The organism is Patescibacteria group bacterium, assembly GCA_040390045.1.
Taxonomy (GTDB): domain Bacteria; phylum Patescibacteriota; class Minisyncoccia; order Phycocordibacterales; family SIBU01; genus SIBU01.
On sequence record JAZJZC010000001.1, the window covers coordinates 77,040 to 98,722 of the forward strand.

General features: G+C 44.4%; 19 protein-coding genes and 3 tRNA genes. 8 read left to right on the forward strand and 14 right to left on the reverse strand.

The window, feature by feature from the left end:
- Positions 1-11: 11 nt before the first annotated feature.
- Both serS and V4467_00425 read right to left on the reverse strand, forming a co-directional pair.
- Complete coding sequence (gene serS / locus V4467_00420) at positions 12-1,280, reverse strand: serine--tRNA ligase (GenBank protein ID MES2087442.1); 1,269 nt, start codon at positions 1,278-1,280, stop codon at positions 12-14.
- A gap of 85 nt (positions 1,281-1,365) precedes the next feature.
- A complete protein-coding gene (locus V4467_00425; GenBank protein MES2087443.1) occupies positions 1,366-1,683 on the reverse strand; it encodes a hypothetical protein in 318 nt (105 codons plus the stop codon).
- Between the two features lie 53 nt (positions 1,684-1,736).
- Between V4467_00425 and dprA the strand changes: the two genes are divergently transcribed.
- Both dprA and topA read left to right on the forward strand, forming a co-directional pair.
- Complete coding sequence (gene dprA, locus V4467_00430; GenBank protein ID MES2087444.1) at positions 1,737-2,618, forward strand: DNA-processing protein DprA; 882 nt, start codon at positions 1,737-1,739, stop codon at positions 2,616-2,618.
- Between the two features lie 192 nt (positions 2,619-2,810).
- Positions 2,811-5,015, forward strand: a complete 2,205-nt coding sequence (topA, locus tag V4467_00435) for a type I DNA topoisomerase (GenBank protein MES2087445.1) — start codon at positions 2,811-2,813, stop codon at positions 5,013-5,015.
- 157 nt (positions 5,016-5,172) lie between these two features.
- Here the strand turns inward: topA and V4467_00440 are convergent, their stop codons facing one another.
- Together V4467_00440 and V4467_00445 are read right to left on the reverse strand one after the other, a co-directional pair.
- The gene (locus V4467_00440; protein ID MES2087446.1) at positions 5,173-5,514 is read right to left on the reverse strand and encodes a hypothetical protein; all 342 of its coding nucleotides are present in this window, start codon (positions 5,512-5,514) and stop codon (positions 5,173-5,175) included.
- A 126-nt stretch (positions 5,515-5,640) separates the two neighbouring features.
- Positions 5,641-6,024 (reverse strand): hypothetical protein, encoded by a 384-nt coding sequence (locus tag V4467_00445; GenBank protein ID MES2087447.1) that lies wholly within the window; start codon positions 6,022-6,024, stop codon positions 5,641-5,643.
- A gap of 357 nt (positions 6,025-6,381) precedes the next feature.
- Between V4467_00445 and V4467_00450 the strand changes: the two genes are divergently transcribed.
- Positions 6,382-6,813, forward strand: a complete 432-nt coding sequence (locus V4467_00450; protein ID MES2087448.1) for a hypothetical protein — start codon at positions 6,382-6,384, stop codon at positions 6,811-6,813.
- Between the two features lie 88 nt (positions 6,814-6,901).
- Entirely contained in the window at positions 6,902-8,416 is a 1,515-nt protein-coding gene (locus V4467_00455) for a RelA/SpoT family protein (protein MES2087449.1), read from the forward strand.
- A gap of 174 nt (positions 8,417-8,590) precedes the next feature.
- Here V4467_00455 and V4467_00460 read toward each other — a convergent pair whose 3' ends face one another.
- Positions 8,591-9,571 (reverse strand): ParB/RepB/Spo0J family partition protein, encoded by a 981-nt coding sequence (locus V4467_00460; protein MES2087450.1) that lies wholly within the window; start codon positions 9,569-9,571, stop codon positions 8,591-8,593.
- 113 nt (positions 9,572-9,684) lie between these two features.
- On the opposite strand from V4467_00460, the gene V4467_00465 reads away from it, so the two are divergent.
- Both V4467_00465 and miaA read left to right on the forward strand, forming a co-directional pair.
- Positions 9,685-9,766 (forward strand) — tRNA-Leu (locus V4467_00465).
- 206 nt (positions 9,767-9,972) lie between these two features.
- Complete coding sequence (gene miaA, locus V4467_00470) at positions 9,973-10,887, forward strand: tRNA (adenosine(37)-N6)-dimethylallyltransferase MiaA (protein MES2087451.1); 915 nt, start codon at positions 9,973-9,975, stop codon at positions 10,885-10,887.
- A 49-nt stretch (positions 10,888-10,936) separates the two neighbouring features.
- On the opposite strand, the gene V4467_00475 is transcribed toward miaA, so the two are convergent.
- The 6 genes from V4467_00475 to V4467_00500 all read right to left on the reverse strand — a co-directional run bounded on the left by V4467_00475 (position 10,937) and on the right by V4467_00500 (position 15,343).
- Entirely contained in the window at positions 10,937-11,197 is a 261-nt protein-coding gene (locus V4467_00475) for a winged helix-turn-helix domain-containing protein (GenBank protein MES2087452.1), read from the reverse strand.
- 56 nt (positions 11,198-11,253) lie between these two features.
- Positions 11,254-11,324 (reverse strand) — tRNA-Trp (locus tag V4467_00480).
- Positions 11,325-11,426: 102 nt separating this feature from the next.
- Positions 11,427-11,585: a 50S ribosomal protein L33 gene (gene rpmG, locus V4467_00485; GenBank protein MES2087453.1), complete on the reverse strand. Its 159-nt coding sequence runs from the start codon at positions 11,583-11,585 to the stop codon at positions 11,427-11,429.
- Between the two features lie 174 nt (positions 11,586-11,759).
- The gene (locus tag V4467_00490) at positions 11,760-12,653 is read right to left on the reverse strand and encodes a hypothetical protein (GenBank protein ID MES2087454.1); all 894 of its coding nucleotides are present in this window, start codon (positions 12,651-12,653) and stop codon (positions 11,760-11,762) included.
- Between the two features lie 135 nt (positions 12,654-12,788).
- Positions 12,789-14,030 (reverse strand): UDP-N-acetylmuramoyl-L-alanine--D-glutamate ligase, encoded by a 1,242-nt coding sequence (gene murD, locus V4467_00495; protein MES2087455.1) that lies wholly within the window; start codon positions 14,028-14,030, stop codon positions 12,789-12,791.
- Positions 14,027-15,343 carry a hypothetical protein gene (locus V4467_00500; GenBank protein MES2087456.1) on the reverse strand — a complete coding sequence of 439 codons (1,317 nt, stop codon included), beginning with the start codon at positions 15,341-15,343 and terminating at the stop codon, positions 14,027-14,029. The genes murD and V4467_00500 overlap by 4 nt, the downstream gene beginning before the upstream one ends.
- Positions 15,344-15,377: 34 nt before the next feature.
- Here V4467_00500 and alr point away from each other — a divergent pair, with 34 nt between their 5' ends.
- Positions 15,378-16,520, forward strand: coding sequence for an alanine racemase (alr, locus tag V4467_00505; protein ID MES2087457.1), 1,143 nt, complete (start codon positions 15,378-15,380; stop codon positions 16,518-16,520).
- A 6-nt stretch (positions 16,521-16,526) separates the two neighbouring features.
- On the opposite strand, the gene V4467_00510 is transcribed toward alr, so the two are convergent.
- The 3 genes from V4467_00510 to V4467_00520 all read right to left on the reverse strand — a co-directional run bounded on the left by V4467_00510 (position 16,527) and on the right by V4467_00520 (position 20,091).
- A complete protein-coding gene (locus V4467_00510; GenBank protein ID MES2087458.1) occupies positions 16,527-16,955 on the reverse strand; it encodes an NUDIX domain-containing protein in 429 nt (142 codons plus the stop codon).
- 260 nt (positions 16,956-17,215) lie between these two features.
- A tRNA-Tyr gene (locus V4467_00515) sits at positions 17,216-17,299 on the reverse strand.
- A gap of 101 nt (positions 17,300-17,400) precedes the next feature.
- Entirely contained in the window at positions 17,401-20,091 is a 2,691-nt protein-coding gene (locus tag V4467_00520) for an AAA family ATPase (protein ID MES2087459.1), read from the reverse strand.
- A 360-nt stretch (positions 20,092-20,451) separates the two neighbouring features.
- On the opposite strand from V4467_00520, the gene V4467_00525 reads away from it, so the two are divergent.
- Positions 20,452-21,627 carry a hypothetical protein gene (locus V4467_00525; protein MES2087460.1) on the forward strand — a complete coding sequence of 392 codons (1,176 nt, stop codon included), beginning with the start codon at positions 20,452-20,454 and terminating at the stop codon, positions 21,625-21,627.
- Positions 21,628-21,683 lie beyond the last annotated feature (56 nt).

Consider the following 21,683-nt stretch of genomic DNA (forward strand, 5'->3'; position numbering starts at 1 on the left):
GCCTTAAAACTTTAGTTTTTAGAAATCACCACCTTGCCAAAATATTTTTGAAGAGCTTCTGGGATTTTTATAGAACCGTCAGCTTGCTGATTATTTTCAATAAGTGAAACTAGAATTCGAGGTGACGGAACCGCTGTTGAATTGAGAGAATGTGCATAGCGCAACTTCCCCTCTGCATCCTTATAGCGAATATTAAAACGTCGACATTGAAAATCGTGGAAATATGAAGCAGAAGAAATTTCCCTGTATTTATTTTCTTGCGGTACCCACAATTCGATATCGTACTTTTTCACTTGGCCAAGACCTAAATCCCCGCCACAATTGACCACTGTATGATACGGAATACCTAAAGATTCCATAAATTCTTCCGTGTTTCGATTGATTTCCTCATGAAGCTTGACCGATGTTTCGTGATTGGCTTCGCAGAGCACTACTTGCTCTAGTTTGTAAAATTCATGAACGCGAATCAAGCCCTTTACATCTTTACTGTAACTGCCCACCTCACGCCGAAAACAAGGAGAAAAACCAAGATATTTTATCGGAAACTGTGATGACGAGAGCACTTCTTCAGAGTGGTAACCCATTATTGGAACTTCAGAAGTTCCAGCTAAATACTCCCCGTCTTGAGTTTTGTACAAGTCCTCCTCACCTTGAGGAATAAACCCAGTACCTAAAAACATTTCTCTGCGGTCAATAACAGGTGGCATCACAGGCATAAAACCTTTCTTTGAAAAAAAATCCAACCCGTAACTCCAAATGGCAAAACACAAACGAACACTTTCACCTGTCAGAAAGTAGCCACGAAAGCCATGGACTTTTGCGCCACGTTCAAAATCAACCATCCCAAGTGCCGTCATGAGTTCAAGATGATCTTTTGGTTGAAAATCAAACTTTGGCTTCTCGCCCCAAACTTTTATTTCTTTATTATCTGCATCACTGTCCCCATCTGGTACAGACATGTCGGGAACATTTGGCACTGTGAGCATAAGTGCGTGCCACTCTTTCATGATTGGTTTCAATTTTTCTTCTTCATTCTCAATCAGCCCCTTCAAAAGTTTCATCTGGGTAATGAATGCGTTGCGTTCGTCAGAAGTTGCAGCCTTGGAAATCCGGTCGTTGAAAGAATTTTGCTCAGCTCGCTTCTTTTCAATTGAACCCATGAGTTCGCGGCGATTATCATCAAGTGCAACAAGCGCATCGATATCAACGCTGACATGTTTTTTCTTGGCGCCAAGGGCGACAATTTCTTTATTTTCTCGAATGAATTTTATATCAAGCATATTGCGGAAGCTTAAAGCTTTAAGCTAATAGCTGTTAGCTTCCAAAAAAGATTATACCACAGCAAGAAAAGAAAAAAGCAGTGGGTTAGACTGCTTCGGAACTTGCGTGAACGGACTGCTCATCATGAACGATGATGACGCACTCATGATGAACCGTTGAAATAGGAAATTTCTCACCAAAAGCCCTACTTCCACGGAGCATCAACGAATTGGAAACCGTACTTATATCTCCACCATTTTGGCGCAAGGCCTCTAAAAGTTTGCGCCGAAAAACTCTCTCCGCGGCTGCCAACATCCCCACTTCTACCATCACCCGAAGGTATTTTTCAAGCTCATCAAGTTGCTCAGTAGTAGTAGCCGGGCGTTGGACAAAGGTGAGTAAGCCGCATTGTTGGCGATTCATATGTATCAAAGAAAAGGTGAACTTACTAACAACATACTATAGAATATAGAGACATGATGCAAAGTGGAGAAACACACACAATTCGTGAGCTCAGCAAAAAGGATTTTCCCAAGCGTCTTTTAGAAATTCCTGATTGCCCAAAAAAATTATATATCCGCGGCCAATTCCCGCCCGAGGAAAGTAAATTTCTCTGCGTTGTTGGTTCCAGAAAATATTCCGAGTATGGAAGACAGGCTGTGGAAAAGTTAATTGCTGGTTTGCGCGGTTATCCTGTCGTTATCATTTCTGGTTTAGCGCTTGGCATCGATTCCCTCGCCCACCACGCGGCACTCGACGCGGGCCTCACCACACTCGCCGTGCCTGGATCAGGCCTCGATCCAAAAGTTTTGTATCCGAAAAGTCACGAACAACTCGCCGAAAAAATTGTAGCAAAAGGCGGCGCGTTGATTTCAGAATTCGAGCCGATGTTTAAAGCGACGACCTACAGCTTCCCGCAACGAAATAGAATTATGGCGGGACTTTCGGACGCGGTGCTCGTCGTTGAGGCTGAACTAAAATCCGGTACTCTCATCACTTCAAAATACGCGACTGAATACAATCGAGACGTCTTCACCATCCCCGGCTCAATTTTTTCTAGCACTTCTTCTGGACCGCACATGCTCATTCGCCTCGGCGCAACGCCAATCACCTCTTCATCCGAACTTCTCGACTCTCTTGGTTTTTCTTCCGCTATACCCTCTACCCTAAACCCTAGAACCTACTCCGATTGCTCCCCCGAAGAACTCCACATTATTAATCTATTGAACACGCCGACCCCGCGCGACGAACTCATCCGCACCCTCGGCATGTCTACCCGAGAAGCTAATGCACTACTGTCTATTATGGAGATAAAAGGATTGATTGTGGAAAGTTTAGGAGAAATTCGGTTGAGTTGAATGAGCTGGAAAAGTGTCAGTTGCTCACACCTCCGGTTCCTCCTTTCCTAAAGGAGGTGGCCGAGTCTTCGAGGTCGGAAGATTTTAAATCCCTCGTCGCATAAGAATGCGCCACTCCCTTTAAAAAAGGGAGAATTTGCTTTCCTGAAATTTGCCTATTTTTTATTTTCCATGTAATACTTACGAACACATATGAAATTACTTATCGTCGAATCACCAGCAAAAGCGAAAACCATTTCAAAATATTTGGATGGGAAATATACCGTCAAAGCATCCGTCGGACATGTTCGCGACTTGCCAAAAAGTAATAAAAAAGCCATCGACATCGAAGGTGGTTTTATTCCGCATTACGAAATCTCCAAAGGTAAAGAAAAAGTAGTTGCTGAACTCGAGGCCCTCGCCAAAAAAGCTGATGAAATTTTGCTCGCAACCGACCCCGATCGAGAAGGTGAAGCTATTGCATGGCACATAGCCGAGCTCATAAAAGGCGAGCTCGGAAATTCGAAATCAAAAGCACGAAATACGAAACCCGAAATAAAACGCGTAACGTATCATGAAATTACTAAAGAGGCCATTGAGGAAGCACTGAAACACCCCCGAGAAATTGACCAAAATCTCCGGCGCGCCCAGGAGGCGCGCCGGGTGCTCGACCGCCTTGTCGGATACGACCTCTCCGGCATCATTTGGAAAAAAGTTCGGTACGGACTTTCTGCTGGCCGCGTGCAATCCCCCGCTCTGCGAATTCTCGTCGAACGCGAACGTGAAATCCGCGCTTTCATTCCAGAAAAATTCTGGGTAATTTCCGCTGATGTTGAAAGTAAAAGTGGCGGGAAATTCCTTTTGCTTTGCGTCGAAGAACCGCGTGATTTCAAACTGGTAGAAAAAATTTTGGAAATCGGCAAACGTGACGATTGGATTGTGCAAGATATTTCTGAAACTGAAGCCAAGCGAAGTCCGAAAGCTCCATTCATTACTTCAACACTCCAACAAGCAGCAAGTTCACGCCTCGGCTTTGCTCCTTCACGAACCATGGGCATCGCCCAAAAACTCTACGAAGCCGGACTCATCACCTACATGCGTACCGACAGTACCAATCTCAGTGTTACCGCTCTAACTCAAATGACTGGTGTAATTGAAAAAAAGTTTGGGCAAGGTTTCTCTGAATCGCGCACCTACACCAAGAAAAGTAAAAACGCTCAGGAAGCGCACGAAGCTATTCGACCCACGGATCTTTCAAAAGATTCTGAAGGAGCAACGGACGAAGCCAAGAAACTCTACCAGCTCATCTGGCAAAGAACAGTCGCCAGCCAAATGGTAGATGCCAAAATTTTGCGCAGTAAAATTACGGTGCAAATTGGTACGGGTGAAATCCCTAACTTTGCCATCAACGGCACCCGTGTCATTTTCCCCGGCTGGCTCTTGGCTGATCCCGACGCGCGAGGTGATGATGTTGAACTTCCAAAAGTAACGCTCAACGAAAAATTGAACCTGCTTGATTTGCGCACCGAGGAAAAAGCCACCGAACCACCCCCACGCTACAGTGAGGCTGGACTTATTAAGGAACTGGAAAAACGCGGCATCGGTCGTCCGTCAACCTATGCTTCGATTTTAAAAACCATCGAGGATCGCGGCTACGTTACCAAAGAAACCAAAGCACTCAAGCCGACAGATACCGGCGAAGTAGTCAGCGGTTTTCTTGAAGAAAATTTCGCCAATTACATTAGCGACACCTTCACCGCGGAAATGGAAGACAAGCTCGACGATATTGCAAACGGCGATCGAGAATATTTAAAAACCTTAAGCGAATTTTACAAACCATTCCTCAAAGAAGTAAAATCCAAAGAAAAATTAGAAAAAGCCACCAACCTCGGCGACGGTCCGAAAGAATTCCCCTGCCCTCTCTGTAAAAGTCCAATGATTATCAAACTCGGAAAGACCGGCAGATTTTTAAGTTGTTCCAAATTTCCAGATTGTCTTGGCGCACGCACAATCGCGGGCATTGAGCTCGAAGGACCTAAAGAAACTGGAGAGATGTGTCCGGAATGTAAGACTGGTAAACTCATCGAGCGCGACGGAAAATTCGGCCGCTTCATCGCCTGCAACAATTATCCTAAATGTAAATTTATTAAAAAAGATGCGGAGCTCGAAAAGAAAAATTCAACCGGTGTGGTCTGCCCTGTCTGTAAAGACGGCATGATGACTGAACGTCGCGGACGCTTTGGAATTTTTTACAGTTGTTCCAATTATCCAAAATGTAAAAACGCCATTAAAGCCAAACCAACGGGGAACCTCTGTCCGATGTGTGGAGCGCTTATGATGCTGGGCACGAAGACTATACCCGAACGTTGTAGTAATAAACTCTGTCCCAATCATAGACCGGATAAACTTGTAAAGTAGATTCAGGATTTAAGATTTAAGATTCAAGAATAAGAAACTAATGCCACCCTATCTGTAATCCTAGCAACAGCAGGAATAACAGTCGGTTATAAATTTTCGTGCAACTTAAAAATCGAGGCAAAGAAAAAACTCGCACCGTAATGCGAGCTTTGAAACATTAATCGAGCCTCGGAACCCAGACACGCTCTCGCACCACCTCCCGTTCAGTCCAAACGATTTCTCCAAAGGCCCTCTCGAGATTAAGCGCGCTCTCCGGTACTATAAAATCGCAAGTGCTCTTCGCGCGCCCATTTTCAACAATGGCACTAAACAGCAACCCTTCGGTGGAAAGAATTTTTCCTGATTCAAATCTGGTCGTTACTGTCACACGGCCATTTCGCGTACTTATTTCAGCAGCGTTGGCACTGTCCATCCACATCCTGCTCGCAGTTTCGAGCAATGAACGGCGAGTAGAATCATCGAGTGCATCGCCCGCGACCCTGAATACACATTCTGACATAGAATTTAAAGTTTGGTTTAACGATCAACGAAACTCAAAACAAAGTACCATGTAAAAAGTCGTTGAGCAAGGAACAACGTAACAAAAGAAAAAGCGCCCCGAAAAATCGGAACGCTTGCTTAAAATCTACTCTCCCGGCCCAGTCCACGAGCAACACGAATGTCCTCCGCGTGGCTCCTCGTTGAGCTCGGCCCGTCTCCACCGTATGGCCTTCATGTTGGGCAAGTTCTGCTCCAACTCAAAGGTCGCGGGGTCACTTGGCCAACACGGAACGCCTGTATCGACACCCTCAACCACCCATTTTTTTCCGGAGCGAGTTGCCCAATCCTTGACCTGGGTTTTCAGAGCGTGAACCAATTCGAAAAGATTTTGGTTCGTGAACGTCGCCACAAACAACACAGAGTCTGGCGATGCATTAATTTTTTCAGGCAGAGGCCCCTCCCAAAGAAATGCTCTTAAGGATTGATCGGGACCTAGGCGGTGCACACTGACGCTAATAATGTACCTCATAAGTAGTAGGTTTCTCAAAGTTCAAAATTGTTGTTTCCCTCCTCCCACCACTCGGTGTTTGGTAAAACAAAAAGTAGCCCTCACGAGCTACTTTTTGTTATCGATTCTGAGAAGTGTAGTTAGAAGTCAATCGCAAAAAGAAGCCCTCGAAGGAAGGTCTTAGTCTTAGTGCTTGTCATTGACATCGAAACTATCATAAATTGAGTGTACCAAGAGTATTAAAAAAAGCAATTGAGGTGTGGATATCTCAAAAATTTGACTAAACTTTCAAAAGTGGTATTTTAGTTTGAGCTAGAACAAGACCAACTAAACTTTTGCGACATCATTCGTTCGAGTTGCGTAGGTCGGAAGGAAAAAATGAATCAGCCATTAATCGTCCGCGAAGAAAGACGCCGGGTGCTCCTTGCAGAGCAACATGTCAGTAACCATGGCGAAATGTTGAACAGGCTTTCAAGTATGTTTACACTCCAATGTGCCCCAACCGCAATTGCAGTGCTCGTCCATCTACAGCAAGAACAGCCTGACCTTCTTATCGTGAGCGCCGCAATTCCAAATGCGCACGCCTTTCCAGAAGGAGAAACGGCAGACGGATCGAAGACGGTGATTCTGTTGATAAAAGAAATTCGGAGAAAACACCCAGGGTTACCTGTTCTCGTTTACAACGTCGAAGCTGGTCCGCCTCGCGGTTTTAAACAAGATGCAAAAACCTTCTTTTTCCCTCTCTACCCGACCACAACGAGAGGGCTCTGCGAACGAGCGGCGGAGCTGGCAAGAAACGGCAAAAATTGAAGGTGTTGTGGCATTTCGATTCTCATCGAAATGCCACTTTTCTTTTTCAAAAGTTGCTAGACCCTACGTATTGGAGTAGCATAAAATCATGGCAACTATTAAGGAAATAACCAGCTTAATGCAAAACCCCGCCCCTGCTGATATTGCGCTCATTACTAAAGCGTATGTTTTTGCTGAAACGGTTCATGCAAGCCAAAGACGCATCACCGGCGAACCCTATTTTGACCATCTTTTTGAAACCGCGAAAACACTTGCTGAGCTCGGCATGGGAGCCATTACGATTTCTGCGGGACTGCTCCATGATTCTATTGAAGACGTTAATGTCACACCGGAAACAATTGAAGAAAAATTTGGAAAAGAAATTCGATTTTTAGTTGAAGGCGTCACCAAACTTGGAAAACTCCATTACAGCGGTAGCGAACGTTACATTGAAAGTTTGAGAAAACTTTGCGTCGCCATGTCGAAAGATGTTCGTGTGCTCATCATCAAACTTGCCGATCGACTGCATAACATGAAATCGATTGAGGTACTTCCAAAGGAAAAACGTGATCGCATCTCACTCGAAACTCTCGAAATCTACGCTCCACTTGCCTACCGCATCGGCATCAGAAAAATCAACCGAGAATTGGAAGATTTGGCATTTCCGCATGTTAAACCGGAAGAATATGAAAAGGTAAAAAAATTATTGAAAACCAAAAGCCACGAAAAAGTGCGCCACTTGGAAAAATTTCATAAATCGATAATGAGTCAACTTGCCTTGGCGGGAATGCGAAACGTCAAAACCAGTTACCGACTGAAGGGTCTCTACAGTCTCTACCGAAAATTACTTCGCAAAGAATGGGACATAGAAAAAATTTACGACATTTCAGCACTAAGAATTATCGTGCCGACCGTGAGCGATTGTTATGCCGTTCTCGGTCTCATCCATAGCATTTGGAGACCGCTACCCGGGCGTATCAAGGATTACATCGCTCTGCCAAAATCAAACAATTATCGAGGCATTCACACCACCATCTTCACCGGCGACGGTGGCATTCTTGAAGTGCAGATCCGAACTGAAGAAATGCACCGCAAAACTGAATACGGTATGCACTTTGAATACAAAGAAATTATCAACAACCCAAAACCAAACTTCGGCAGTATTTCCTGGGTTAAGAAATTTTTCCCTTCGTTTATTTTAACCAACAACGAAATCAAAAATGAACAGCAAAATCCGGAAAAAATCGTTCCGTCATGGATTCGAGAATTGGGAGAATACAATAAAGAAGTAGCGGGCACAGACAATCTCGTAGAAGATTTAAAAACTGACTTTTTCGGCGATCGCGTATTCACCTTCACACCAAAAGGTGACGTGATCGACTTGCCACTTGATTCGAGCACTATCGATTTTGCCTACGCTGTCCATTCCGACATCGGTGATCACATTTCGGGAGCCAAGGTCAATGGAAAATTGGTCTCGATAGAAACCATATTGAAAAATGGCGATATTGTGGAAGTTGTTACAAAACAAAGTTCTCGCCCAAGTCTCAAGTGGCTTGAGGTGGCGAAAACTGCGCTAGCAAAAAAGAAAATAAAGGACTATCTTGAGTCGGAGAAGAAGTAAATACTATCAATCCAGAAAAACCTCGGGAATCAGATGCAATTCGAGGCGCGAGCGATTTTGCGACTAAAACGTAGGTCGCGTTTCAATGGACGGTACGCGACATGATTCCGACAGAATCAACGTTGCAGGAGCAAAATTGTGAAGCAACGAAGAAGTGCGCTGATTCCCGAGGTTTTAGAGGCTAAAGTTTTTGAGGGAATATAGACTTTCATCTTCCTCCTCCGCTTTAATTTCCTCCTTACTTCTATCGTCAAGTGGAATTTCCGAGTTTGGCGGAACCGCTTCAGAACCATCAGGAGATGCCAACAAAGCCTTGACCGCAAGATTTTTAGAATTCATCAAGTCAACAATAACATTGAGGTCTTCGTCGGAAAAGAAATCAATAGTGATCTTGCCGCCAACTTCTTTTTTTTCAATCCTCACTCGAGTTCCCAACGACTCCTTCAATTTAGCTTCAAGCGCCAAAAGTTCAGGATCAACATCGGCATTGTGTTTGCGAACTTTATCGAGCGCGATTTTGCGAGCAATTTGTTCGGCCTCTCGAACCGTTATTTTTTTGATTAAGACTTCCTTAAAAAGAGTGAGTTGTTCTTCCGGCCGGCCTTCAAGCATAAGGAGTGGTCGCGTATGTCCTTCAGAAATTTTACCTTCGGAAAGCGCATTGAGCATCTCTTCTGGTAGCGCCAGAATTCTCAAAGTATTTGAAACATAGACACGGCTCTTCCCTACCTTGTCACCAATTTCGTTGTGCTTAAATTTAAATTCAGTAGCCAATCTCTGAAAAGCCCGTGCCCGATCAACAGCATTTAAGTCTTCACGTTGTAAATTTTCAATGATGGCAAGCTCCAACTTCTCACGGTCTGTCTGTTCACTCGAACGAATAATAACTGGGACCTGATCAAGCCCCGCTAACTTCGACGCACGTAATCTTCGCTCACCTGAAATCAATTCGTACTCAACCAAAAGCCCTCCTTCCTCTTTCATTTTTTCATGCCGAGTAACCACAAGCGGTTGAAGTACGCCATACATTTTTATCGAATCAGCTAAATCGCGAAGTTTGGCTTCATCGAATTCATGTCGCGGCTGATATGGATTTGGATAAATTTTAGTGACGTCTATCCAGAAAATTGAATCGCTAAAAAATTGTGAAGGCATTGAAAATGTAAATATTAAAAGGAAAACTTAAAAAGTCTTACGGATATAATAACACACAACGTTGGGCCCTAAAATTGATTTTTGTGCATAATTTTATTAGACTGTAGGTTCATGCCGGAGTGGCGGAATTGGTATACGCATACGACTCAAAATCGTACGGGGAAACCCATGAGAGTTCAAGTCTCTCCTCCGGCACAATTTCTTGGAAATTGTGTGGAGAGGAAGTGTGGGACACTTCCGTGAGAGACTTGAAGCCCGATTGCGCTTTTTATGGAGCGTCTGCGCGAACAGAAAAACCAATCGGGGTACTGTTCCTGTAAGGAAAAAGTCTCTCCTCGAATGCGAGAACTAATCGTTAAATTTCGTTTGTAATATCGTGCCCACCGTGTTAATTTCTTGCCATGAACCCCAAACTCATCGTGATTCTCGGCCCAACCGCTACAGGTAAAAGTGCGTTGGCTGTCAGTATAGCTAAAAAAAATCATGGCGAAATAATTTCCGCCGACTCGCGACAAGTCTACACGGGGTTAAATATCGGCACCGGAAAAATCACAAAAAAAGAAATGGACGGAGTGCCACATCACCTCATTGATGTGGTGACACCTGATACACGATTTAGTGTAGAAGAGTTTGGAAAGCTGGCCCGGGAAAAAATTTCAGAAATTTTTTCCCGGGGAAACCTCCCCATCCTCTGCGGAGGCACTGGCTTTTATATTGAAGCCATAACCGAAAACATCAGCCTGCCAAGAGTTTCACCCAATGAAGTCTTGCGAGAAAAGTTAAAAACCGAAACCGCTGAAACCCTGTTTGCACAGCTTCTGAAACTCGATCCGGCCCGCGCCAAATCAATCGACCCTAAAAATTCCCGCCGAATTATCCGAGCTATCGAAATTGCTACTGCAATCGGAAAAGTTCCACCATTAAATCTTAACCGTTCAGACACAAAGGTCGAACCTTTGTACGAAACTCTCAAAATCGGTTTGACACTGCCCCCAGAAAAATTGAGAAAGAAAATTACCATTCGCCTATTCGCACGAATGGACGAAGGAATGATTGGGGAAGCAAAATCCTTGCATCAGCAAGGCATCTCGTGGGAAAGAATGGATGAGCTGGGTCTTGAATATCGCTATCTCGCAAAATATCTCAAGGGTGATATGACTGAACCTGAAATGTTAAAAAAACTGGAAACTGAAATCTGGCGTTACGCCAAGCGTCAGATGACGTGGTTTAAACGAGACAAATCAATTCAATGGTTTAAGCCGAACGACGAACGTAAAATAGAAAGCGTAGTTAAAAATTTCCTAATCAACAAATAAAATAAATCTCCTTCTCAGTATCCAGATACTATTCTCTAATTCGCGCGAATTAGAGAATAGAAATAAGATATTTAATAATTGGTGGTAGTGGGTTAGAAATTTTGTAAAACATTTGCAAACGAACCTGCTCTTTTTCAAGAATCTCTGACGCGTACAAGATCTGTAAATGTTTAGAGGTAGACGTAAAGGATAGTTTGATATTTTCTGAAATCTCACCCACTGAAGCTGCTTTTTTCTTCTTAAGAAAAACTAAAATCGCGAGCCTTCGTTTATTTGCAACTGCCTTAAGTTGTTTTTCAAGTTTATACATTTTACTATTTTCTAATTCGCGCGAATTAGCAAGTAAACAGCTCTTTGGTATAGATGCGGGAGATGGAGGAATCGGACCTCCGACCAGCGTTTTGGAGACGCTTATTATGCCACTTAACTAATCTCCCGTGAAAGAAATATAGCACAAAAGTGACGAGTCGCCAAAATGAGCAGACTATTCTAAATTTTTAAAAATAAAAATCCGCGTTTAGGCGGATTTCTATTTTGAATTATTTCTTTGCCTCTTTATGAGGAAGATGTTTCTTACACCACTTACACCACTTCTTGAGCTCAATTTTACGCTCAACAAGCTTCTTATTTTTTTCAGACCAATAGTTGGTGCGTTTGCACTTGGAACAATTCAGTTTAATTAAGCGTTCTTGGGACATAAATGGTTTTTAGCACTAAAAATATGAATAGGAGAAGGATACCAGAAATAGAAAAAAAGGCAACTTTTCTGTGACAATCTGTCCGCCGCGGCGGATTCCGCTTGGTTTTCCATACAAGAAAAAACCGCTCCGATTTGCATCGGAGCGGGGTGTAAACTTTGGTACGCGTCTCCTTTAAAGGCCCACACGCTTAAACTTCGGGAAAGTCCCCTCCGGCCACCCAAAGGTGACGTAGTAGTTCCCTTGTGGAAAACTAAAAACCTCTTGTGCCGGGTCTGGCGGTCCGAGAGGAATCGAGCCTGACCACTTTTTTCCCACTCCCGCCACCCGCCACTGGAAACTTGTGGCAACGGCCACGATTTCACCTTGCCGATTGAGCATTGTTGCCCGAAGCACAAGTGTTCGTTCCTGCGACAGTGCGAGTGTGAGAAGCGGCGAATTTTCTTCGCCTTGCCAGACCGACGCCCCGAACCCAGCGATATCGCCAGTTGGAATACCTTCGTCCGAACTTACAACAACGCCGCGAATGTGAGAGGGGAAGTTTTGCTTTACGAGCATCACCTGCCCTCGCCGTTCAGGGGGATTAATTGGAAAACCATTTCCCCCTCCTCCCCCACCGCCATCGAAATTTGGCACGAGGGATCGGAAGCTAGAGAGCCGGAGCTCTCCCTGTTGCATCGGCATTTGCCAACCCGACCACGGATTGAACTCGGGACGGTAGGTATGATTGCCGTCAAAGACTGCGCGCCCGAAGCAGTCCCGAAGAGCGGTGTCGATAGTGACGCCGTTGTCCGCAGGTTTGATAATCAGGAAGTTTAAAATTTGGATGTTAAGGTGATTTAAAACCTCAACACCACCCTGATTACCGCTGACGTGCGCGAATGTCCCACCACCCCGGAAGGGTTTGACCGCCGGCCCGTAGGCTTGGATGCTTCCGGAGACGACAGTGTCCAGAGCGGCGGCCGCGGCCTCCGCATACAGCATCTGCCTAGTGGGCAGACCAACGATTTGGGCCGTGGCGGTGGCGGTGAAGGCGAGCAAGCTCGCAACGAAACAGAGTATTTTCATAACTGAGTAAACTGACTAACTGATTGAATGTCGAAGGCCAATCAAAAACGCTCGAACAGCAAGCGTTTATCAGACCAAGCCATACTATACACTAATTTGACAAGATGTCAAATATATTCTATGGCTAAATAAAAGTTACTGACCTAGTTCTTTAACAAAATTTTGGAATAATTCCCCTTTCTCCTCAAAGTTCCTCCACAAACTATAGCTTGGTGAGGCGGTCGAGAGCAGGCAGATAGTGCCTTTGGGAGTATTATCATACGCAAAAACCAACGCCATTTTCATGTCGTCAGTGGCAAAAATTTTCGGCACACTCAAACCCATTTCAGTTGAAACTTTTTTAAGCGCCTTTAGTATTCGTGCCCCGCTTTCTGGAAACAAAACTACCGCGCCGATTCCCTTTTCAAAAATTTTCTGCGCTAGCAAATCAAAATTGTATCCCCTATCCGTTCCGCCAAGAAAAATAGTACCTACGTGTGACAAGGCTTCGATACCGGCGATGGTTGATTCAGGCGTCGTCGAAATAGCATCATCATAAAACGTAATACCTTTGAAAGTTCCAACTTTTTCAAGTCGGTGTGGAAGAGGTTTAAATTCACGAACAGCTTTTTCAATAACTGCGTCATTAACGCCGAGAATCCGCGCGGCCGCGGCGGCCGCGCGGACATTATCCACATTATGCTTCCCCAAAAGCGGAATTATTTCTGAAACAAAGGGCAACTTTTCCATGAAAGGCACCGCCACACCTCGCCCTTCTTTTGCCAACTTCTTTAGCTCTTCAAAATCTGAGTTGTAGACAAAATAATCTTTTTCCGTTTGAAAAGAAATAATATTTTTCTTAGCACTCCAATAATTTTCAAGCCCACCATGGTAATCCAAATGATCTGGGAAAAAGTTAATGAAAACCGCAACATGGGGTGAGAGCCGCAAATCTTCGAGTTGATAACTCGACAATTCACAAACATAGATTCTGTCTTTAGGCTCTTCAATCAAAAGTTCATTGAGCATTGGTATCCCAATATTGCCCACGAGCCTCACATCTTTGCCATCAACCTTCAGCATTTCGAAAATAAGAGAAGTCGTTGTACTTTTACCTTTAGTCCCGGTGACGCCAACAACTTTGCATTTCGTATTGGCGAAAAAAATATTAGTGGCCGTAGTATATTTCTGCGAAACTTTTCCTCCAGGAATTCCCGCGGTTTTTACAACCAGATCGTAGTCTTTCAATTTTTCAAGATAGTCTGGCCCATCTTTCTGATCAACAATGCCGATTTCTTTTTCAGGAAAAAAATGCTTTAGAAAACGAAGTGTCGCCTGCCCTTCGACTCCAAAACCTAAAATAGCTATTTTTTTATCTCTCAGTTCTGAAATTTTCATAGGCAATGGTTAAAATCCGCAGGAAGTAATGAAGTAGCGTTTTTTTCGAGCAACGTTTCGCGACTCATTTTAATTTCTGGAAAAACTTTTTCAAAATGTGCAACAAACTCATGCATAATCACATCCCCCTCATAGCCACCTTTTTGTCGAGCTAAATAAAAGGCCAATTGGGTTTCTTCAGGTGTTCCAACGCAATCAAAAGGTTTAATCTCCTCGAGCCCCAAAAGTTCTCGATAGGTTTTCTGTAAAGACTTTTCGGCGAAAAGATTTTTTCCGAAAATCTTTAGAACTTCTGCCTTCGGCACAAACGCTGAGAGCAAAGCAAAAACAAACGCGCACTTTGGACACTCGCCACACCAGAGCCCGTGTTCTGTTTTCTCAATTTTAAAATTCTTATTACAACTGGAAAAACTTTCAAAATAGTGTGGATACTTTGAAAAAAATTCAACAATTTTTATTTCATGAAATGCGCGGATAAAAGAAAAATAGATAATAGACGGCGTTACAAAATTCGCCAAATATTGCTGAAGCATTTTTTCAAACTCATGTGATTTACTCCACTGGTGATTGATGTATTCGCCCAAATATTCCATGTTGCCATAGTTGGCACTCTCTTCATTTGAAATTAACACAGAATCGTAGCCATATAGGAGTGCAGCCAAAACAGCCGTCGTTGAATAGATACAGGAAATTGGTACATGGCCGTTGTAAACATCTGTACGCTGGTTAAGTTCAAACAATTGCGGATCAATCTCACGCCTTACAATCAAAAGACTTTTTCCTGCAATCCCTGCAACTTTTTTCTGAATCTCATATTCATTTAGTGAAAACAGGTCAAATTCTTTCCCACAACTTTTTAATAACTCAGTCGTCACAATTGAATCCTTACCGCCGCCCCAGAGCACAAGAGATTTCCCCACTTTTGGCAAAACCTCTACCTTTTGTTTTTGTACGTCACTAACTGGAAAATTAACCAGACCTCGAAAATCAATGTTGTTTTTATAAAAAAATTCGCCCAACCCCTTCGTATAGACTGTGTTCCAAAACTTGGCCTGTTCAGGAGAAAGTTTGATGGTTTCTAACTTTATTTCCTTCGAACAAAAAAGTTTCCAGTAACTGATACCTAAAATCAAGAACAGCGTGTCAAAAGCGGCTGTCAAAACGGCTTCAGGTGCTCGTGTGAAATCCGCACGAGCTGGATCGAAAGATATTTTTTCCACAAAAGAAAACTGCTCGTCATCGTGAACGAGTTCATACGTAAAATGCACGGTCGCCGCCTCCCTATTGATTTTGTAGCTTTTGAAGGTAAACATGCCTTGAGTAAACGTTATGGTATCATATTATTCAATGTTAAAAAGTCTGTTTCAAAAATGGCGTCACTGGCGTTTTCCCTACATTCCACTTGTCGAAATTACGATAAACATGAGTCGGCTGTTGGGAAATTTACAAACCTTTCAAAAAATTGACCCACGTGTAGCCATCGCTCCGGTACTGAAAAGTAACGCGTACGGACACGGACTCGCCCTCGTTGCCAAAATTTTAGACACCCAAAATTTGCCGTTTTTAATTGTGGATTCCTACTACGAAGCGGTGATATTACGAAATGAGAAAATTCGAACACCTATTCTTATTATCGGCTATACGCTCATTGAAAATATTTTAAAAAATAAACTTAAAAACGTTGCCTTTACAATCGTGAGTATCGAGCAACTCGAAGAAATTTCCAAAAATTTGAAGACACCGACAGATTTTCATCTCAAAATTGATACCAACATGCACCGCCACGGCATACCACCTGAGCAGTGCCAAAAAGCGATGTCGCTCATTCGTGCGAATGGTTCTTTACACCTTTCCGGAATTTGTTCGCACTTAGCTGATTCTGATAGCACCACAAAAGAGTTTACGGAAAACCAAATTAAAATTTGGAACAGCCTAACTGAGGATTGGAAAAAGGAATTTCCAAATATCAAATACTTTCATCTCTCAAACACCGCAGGATTTTCCTATTCAAAAAATATTCATGCGAACATGGCTCGTCTTGGCATTGGATTGTACGGCATTGATCCAAGTGCCGATCAGCGTTTCAGCGACTTACAGCCAGTGCTTGAAATGAAAACTTTGATTAGCGGCGCCAAGGATTTAAAAAGGGGAGAAAAAGTCGGTTACGGAGCAACGTTTGAAGCGACGAAAAATATGCGCATCGCTACCATTCCCGCAGGATATTACGAAGGTATTGATCGCCAACTTTCAAATTGCGGTTTTGTTAAAATAGAAAATACCTTTTGTCCGATTGTGGGCCGAGTGAGCATGAACATTGCCACCATTGATGTGACAAATGTTCCACACGCTACCATTAATACATCCGTCACCGTTATTAGCAAAATACCTTCTGACAAAAACTCGATTCAAAATAACGCAAAACTAGTCGAAAAAATCCCATACGATTTAATGGTTCATATCCCGCAAACATTGAGAAGACGAGTGGTCTAGCTTCTTTTACAAAAGCTTTTTCTTATAAATTGCAAAGAAATTTGGAAGTTGTGAGTGAACATTCTCAGGAATATTTTTAAATGTAAACCAATTCAGATCATCAAACTTGTGTGGCTCGCCAATTTTGACTTTTTCCCGATCAACTAAAACCTTAAAATCAAGCGCGATCCAATGTGTCTTTTTACCGTCGTGCACTCGGTGAACATCTCTGAACCCGAGAAATTCCGAACGCAAAACATCAGTGCAATATTCTTCTGCAATCTCTTTTTTTAGAGCATGTTCAACGGTTTCCCCAAATTCAAGTGCGCCGCCTCCAATATCCCATACGCCTTTTTCATCTCGCGCGTTTTGATTTCGTTTAGCCATCACAAATTCACCCTTGCCATCGTGACAAAAGTAGACAACGCTAACGCCGGTGAAGTCGAGGCCTTTCATAAGAAAAGGATACAGGGAAATTAGGAAAAGTGGAAGTTAGGTAAAAATTTACCCGCGATTCAAGATACGGGAAGGAATTTCTCCCTCGACTCAACAACATGCAAGGAAGGAGTTTCTCCCCTTACAGGGGCAGTACAGGTTTCCCATTTTCTCACGATAAGAATCGCTCGAAAATATGGGAGAACCTTTTCGAATCCTTCACGTCCGCCGTTTAGGCGGACTCCTGCGTAGCAAAAAATTCCCTTTCGGGAATTATTTTGTGCGCAGGGAAGGATTCGAACCTTCGTAGCCCATAGGGCGACAGATTTACAGTCTGTTGCGATTGACCGCTCCGCCACCTGCGCATATCCACAAAATTCTTACTCGGGCATTGTAGCAAATTTTACCTAAACGGCAATCAGGCCGGCGCGCTGTGCGCGCCGGCCTGATTTTCTTCGTTTTTCTTTTACTTCACCACCTCCTCAACTTCATCCTTAACAAGATCAATCTTTACCGGCTTTGTGGACTTTGGCTTCTCAACATCAAACGTAAACACGCCATCTTTGATATCAACTTTCACCACAGAGCCGTCCCCTACCGTTCGGGCGATAATCTGCGACGCCACAGGGGTTAGAATTTTATTTTGAATGATTCTCTTTAATGGTCGCGCACCGTACTGCGGGTTGTATCCCTCTTTCGCCAAGTGCTCGAGCACTGCAGGCGTGACCTCAAGTCCAATATTTTTAGCAGCCAGTCGCTCACGGACATGTCCCACCTGAATTTCCACAATCTTGTTGATCGCTTCCTGACTCAAAATATCAAAGACGATAATATCGTCGAGTCGGTTGAGAAATTCCGGTCGGAAATAATCTTTGAGGCTTGCCATGACTTTTGACTTGGCGCTTTCATAGTCAGCTTTTTTATTTTCGCCTGAAGCAAAACCAATTCGCTCCATTTTGTCGATGTACTGAGCGCCGATGTTCGACGTCAAAATAATAATGGTATTGCGGAAGTTCACCGAACGTCCCTTTGCATCCGTCAGCTTACCGTTGTCGAAAATTTGCAGAAGAATGTTAAACACTTCCGGATGAGCTTTTTCAATTTCGTCGAACAGAATCACCGCATACGGCCGATGTCGTACAAGCTCCGTCAAATTTCCACCTTCTTCATGTCCGACATAACCCGGTGGCGCGCCAATAAGTTTACTGACCGAATGTCTCTCCATAAATTCCGACATGTCAATTCGAATGAGCGCCTTGTCATCATTGAACATAAATTCAGCCAAGGCCTTAGTGAGCTCGGTTTTTCCAACGCCCGTAGGACCCAAGAAAATAAATGAGCCAATTGGTCTGTTGGGGTCCGCCACACCAGCACGCGAACGTTTGATGGTATCTGAGATTTTCGCCACCGCTTCATCCTGTCCGACAATTCTTTTTTTAACTTCCTCTTCCATTCGAGAAAGTTTTGAAGCTTCCTCTTCGAGCATGCGCATAACAGGAATCCCCGTCCACTTGGCCACAATTTCGGCAATATCCGACTCCATAATTTCCTCCTTGAGAATTCTTCGCGATGTCTGCAACTTCTTCAATCTTTTTATTTTGATATCCAAATCTTTTTGCAGTTCTGGAATTTTTCCATAGCGAATTTCCGCTGCCTTCGACAGGTCAGCTCGCGCCTCAGCACCCTCAGCCTCGAGACGCATTGACTCCAAACTTTTCTTAATTACTTTAATTTGCTGTAACGTTTCCTTCTCATTCTTCCACTTCAATTCAATTTCTGAAGTTTTTTCTTTCAAATCAGCAATTTCTTTTTCAATTTTCTTGGTTCGAGTTTTCGCTTTCTTTGAAGTTAGCGCCTCTTTCTTTAGCGCCTCTCGTTCAATTTCGAGTCGCATCACTTTTCGATGCGTCTCCTCGAGAACCGGCGGCATGTTTTCCAATGAAATTTTCAACGATGAAGCAGACTCATCAATCAAGTCCACAGCTTTGTCAGGTAAATATCGATCAGTAATATAGCGCGCCGATAATGTAACCGCCGCCACAATAGCGTCGTCAGTAATGTGCACACCGTGATACAACTCATACTTTTCTTTGAGACCTCGCAAGATAGCAATAGCATCTTCGAGCGATGGTTCGGACACATACACCGGCTGGAAGCGTCTCGTGAGTGCTGGATCTTTTTCAATATGTTTTTGGTACTCCTTCAAAGTTGTCGCTCCGATCGCGCGAAGTTCCCCGCGAGCCAAGGCAGGTTTTAACATGTTTGACGCGTCCATCGAACCTTCCGCTGCTCCCGCTCCGACAATTGTGTGAATCTCATCAATGAAAAGAATAATCTTGCCGTCAGACTTTTCAATCTCCTTCATAATATTTTTCAATCGCTCTTCAAACTCTCCGCGATATTTTGTTCCGGCGATCAATAGTCCAAGGTCAAGAGAAACCAACTCTTTATCTTTCAAAGACTCTGGAACATCTCCCGATGCCATCCGCAGAGCTAGACCTTCCGCAATCGCAGTTTTTCCTACGCCGGCTTCACCGATCAAGATCGGATTATTTTTGGTGCGCCTCGAAAGAATTTGAATAATTCTCGAGGTTTCATTATCTCTACCAATGACTGGATCAAGTTTATTTTCTCGCGCGAGCCCAGTCAGGTTTCTGGTATATTTTAGAATTGATTTCAAACGTTTTGGCGCAACAGTGTCAGCCGGTCGAGTATTTTTTAAATCTTCAAACACGCGAATGACATCCGCTTTATCAATCCTAAAACGTGACAACAATTCTCGTGCCGCGCCGGGAATATCGAGCATGGCGATAAAAAGATGTTCGGTAGAAACAAATTCATCTTTAAGAGACGCCGCCACCTTCTGAGAATTTTCCAAAGTCTGCGCCAACTCGGGGGTCAAATAAATTTGGTACGACGGTGAAAGTGTAGCCGAAGCTTCAGCACCCTCAATCGCTTCCAAAATTGAATCGGTCATGAGCACCGTATCAACTTCCAATTTTTCCAAAATGGAATTGACCATGCTTTCTTCTTGCAAAATCAGCGCCGCTAAAAGATGCACAGGGTTGACGTGATTTTGTCCGCGTTCAATAGCAAGCTCATGCGCTCGCCTGATGGCTTCTTTGGCTTTAGTTGTGAAATGGTTAAATGGGGGCATAAATAAGTTATAAAGTTAAAAGTTTTAAAGTTAGAAAGTAAAAATCGGAGAAGAAAACCAGCGATTGTGACATCTAGAACACTTCATATTGTAAAGAGATTATACTATAAATTTAAATGTCACTCAACTTAGGAAAATATGGCTCAAAACCTCGTATTTCTTAAAATTGCACCGTTTTGCAGGCATACGTCAAGATAAAACTTGACGTGACCATAAAATCATGCTATTCTTCTGTTCAGAAAAAAGGTACCTACTGGCGATTGCCAAATAGGAATTTCTACCTTTGATATTTGAACCTCGACATTACAGAGGCACAAATCCACTGCACCGGAGCCTTGCTCCACTTCCGTACCTCCTAACATGAACACTGCAAATCTGTCTGAGCTCGAAACCGCACTGCAACCGAAGCCTGTTACTGAAACGCTTCGGGTAAAGACCAACCAGGAACTCCGCGCCCTAAAGGCCAGCGGAGTTCGTCACCCGGGACTCGCTGACGAATGCGTCACCGACACCGTCGCCGACCTCTTCGAGGCCGCCGAGGCAGATCACGCCGCTGAGCCGGAAGAAATCCGTAGCTGGACCACGAGCCGTACTCAGATTGAGTACCGGCATCCGCTGTTCGGCAAACTCCTCATCGGCGTCAAGAATTGCTCATTGGGCGAACCACAACACGAAGGGCCCGACTCTTGGGCTCGCGTCTACAGTCCTACTCCCCGGCCCAATTGGTTGGAGATCGAGATGTCGGTCACAACCATTCATCGCGATATTAAGGTGATTGAATTCGCCGCCGATCCCGATTCTCACTCGGACGATCAATTCGCGAATGAGGTGATATGCAAGATTGCGCCGTTCCCCGTGAAGGTTCAGTGGCAAAAGAACCGCGAGAACGGAGACTGGGTGCCCTTCACCCGCGTGAAGCATCGCGACAACCTCGACCTCATCATACTGAATCCCGAAAGCGGGCAGTTCATCCAACTCGAGATCTCCATCACCACGCGCAACGGCTTTTGCTGGTTACTGGTGGAGGAACAGTACTCCGGGCAGTGGGTGCGCACCACAAAAACCCGCGCCGAAACGCTCGGCGTAAAAAACATCGCCCATGGGCAATACCCCTTGCTGGTGATGCCACTGTACGCCGCGAATGCGTACCCGACTGCGGATTACGTGAGGACGTTTCCGGAGCTGGCTGAGCAGATGTCGCAGTTCGTGATTCGTTGGGGCGCGCTGGTCCCCTTCGGCAAATGCGTCAAGGCCACGTGGGCCCCCGAAACGCGCGAGCTCACCGAGGAGATGGTCGCCAAAAGTTGGAAGAAGGCAACGCCGCTCTTTTTCAACGGCGTCATCGGCCACGGCCCAGCACTTTGTGAGGATGGAAAAATCTGTTTTTTGCACTTTTCCAAAATCATGGGTGCCGACGGCAGTCCGGTCGGGTGCCGGGGTCAGTTCCCCATCATCCCGCCGATGCGCGAGGTCGCCGTCAAGTGGATGGACCAACCGGACGGCAAGCGGGCGGCCACAGCCATCCGCGTCATCTAGTCGAAAGTTTCGGCAAGATGTAAATCAAAACTGAGCGAGTACCCCGGTACTCGCTC

Bases quoted from the DNA above. Each gene is read 5' to 3' on its own strand.
- alr (MES2087457.1), top strand. From the start codon at position 15,378: ATGTTAAAAAGTCTGTTTCAAAAATGGCGTCACTGGCGTTTTCCCTAC.
- dprA (MES2087444.1), top strand. From the start codon at position 1,737: ATGATGCAAAGTGGAGAAACACACACAATTCGTGAGCTCAGCAAAAAG.
- V4467_00445 (MES2087447.1), bottom strand. From the start codon at position 6,024: ATGAGGTACATTATTAGCGTCAGTGTGCACCGCCTAGGTCCCGATCAA.
- V4467_00440 (MES2087446.1), bottom strand. From the start codon at position 5,514: ATGTCAGAATGTGTATTCAGGGTCGCGGGCGATGCACTCGATGATTCT.
- V4467_00425 (MES2087443.1), bottom strand. From the start codon at position 1,683: ATGAATCGCCAACAATGCGGCTTACTCACCTTTGTCCAACGCCCGGCT.
- V4467_00450 (MES2087448.1), top strand. From the start codon at position 6,382: ATGAATCAGCCATTAATCGTCCGCGAAGAAAGACGCCGGGTGCTCCTT.
- topA (MES2087445.1), top strand. From the start codon at position 2,811: ATGAAATTACTTATCGTCGAATCACCAGCAAAAGCGAAAACCATTTCA.
- V4467_00525 (MES2087460.1), top strand. From the start codon at position 20,452: ATGAACACTGCAAATCTGTCTGAGCTCGAAACCGCACTGCAACCGAAG.
- V4467_00490 (MES2087454.1), bottom strand. From the start codon at position 12,653: ATGAAAATACTCTGTTTCGTTGCGAGCTTGCTCGCCTTCACCGCCACC.
- V4467_00460 (MES2087450.1), bottom strand. From the start codon at position 9,571: ATGCCTTCACAATTTTTTAGCGATTCAATTTTCTGGATAGACGTCACT.
- serS (MES2087442.1), bottom strand. From the start codon at position 1,280: ATGCTTGATATAAAATTCATTCGAGAAAATAAAGAAATTGTCGCCCTT.
- V4467_00475 (MES2087452.1), bottom strand. From the start codon at position 11,197: ATGTATAAACTTGAAAAACAACTTAAGGCAGTTGCAAATAAACGAAGG.
- rpmG (MES2087453.1), bottom strand. From the start codon at position 11,585: ATGTCCCAAGAACGCTTAATTAAACTGAATTGTTCCAAGTGCAAACGC.
- V4467_00510 (MES2087458.1), bottom strand. From the start codon at position 16,955: ATGAAAGGCCTCGACTTCACCGGCGTTAGCGTTGTCTACTTTTGTCAC.
- V4467_00520 (MES2087459.1), bottom strand. From the start codon at position 20,091: ATGCCCCCATTTAACCATTTCACAACTAAAGCCAAAGAAGCCATCAGG.
- miaA (MES2087451.1), top strand. From the start codon at position 9,973: ATGAACCCCAAACTCATCGTGATTCTCGGCCCAACCGCTACAGGTAAA.
- V4467_00500 (MES2087456.1), bottom strand. From the start codon at position 15,343: ATGTTTACCTTCAAAAGCTACAAAATCAATAGGGAGGCGGCGACCGTG.
- V4467_00455 (MES2087449.1), top strand. From the start codon at position 6,902: ATGGCAACTATTAAGGAAATAACCAGCTTAATGCAAAACCCCGCCCCT.
- murD (MES2087455.1), bottom strand. From the start codon at position 14,030: ATGAAAATTTCAGAACTGAGAGATAAAAAAATAGCTATTTTAGGTTTT.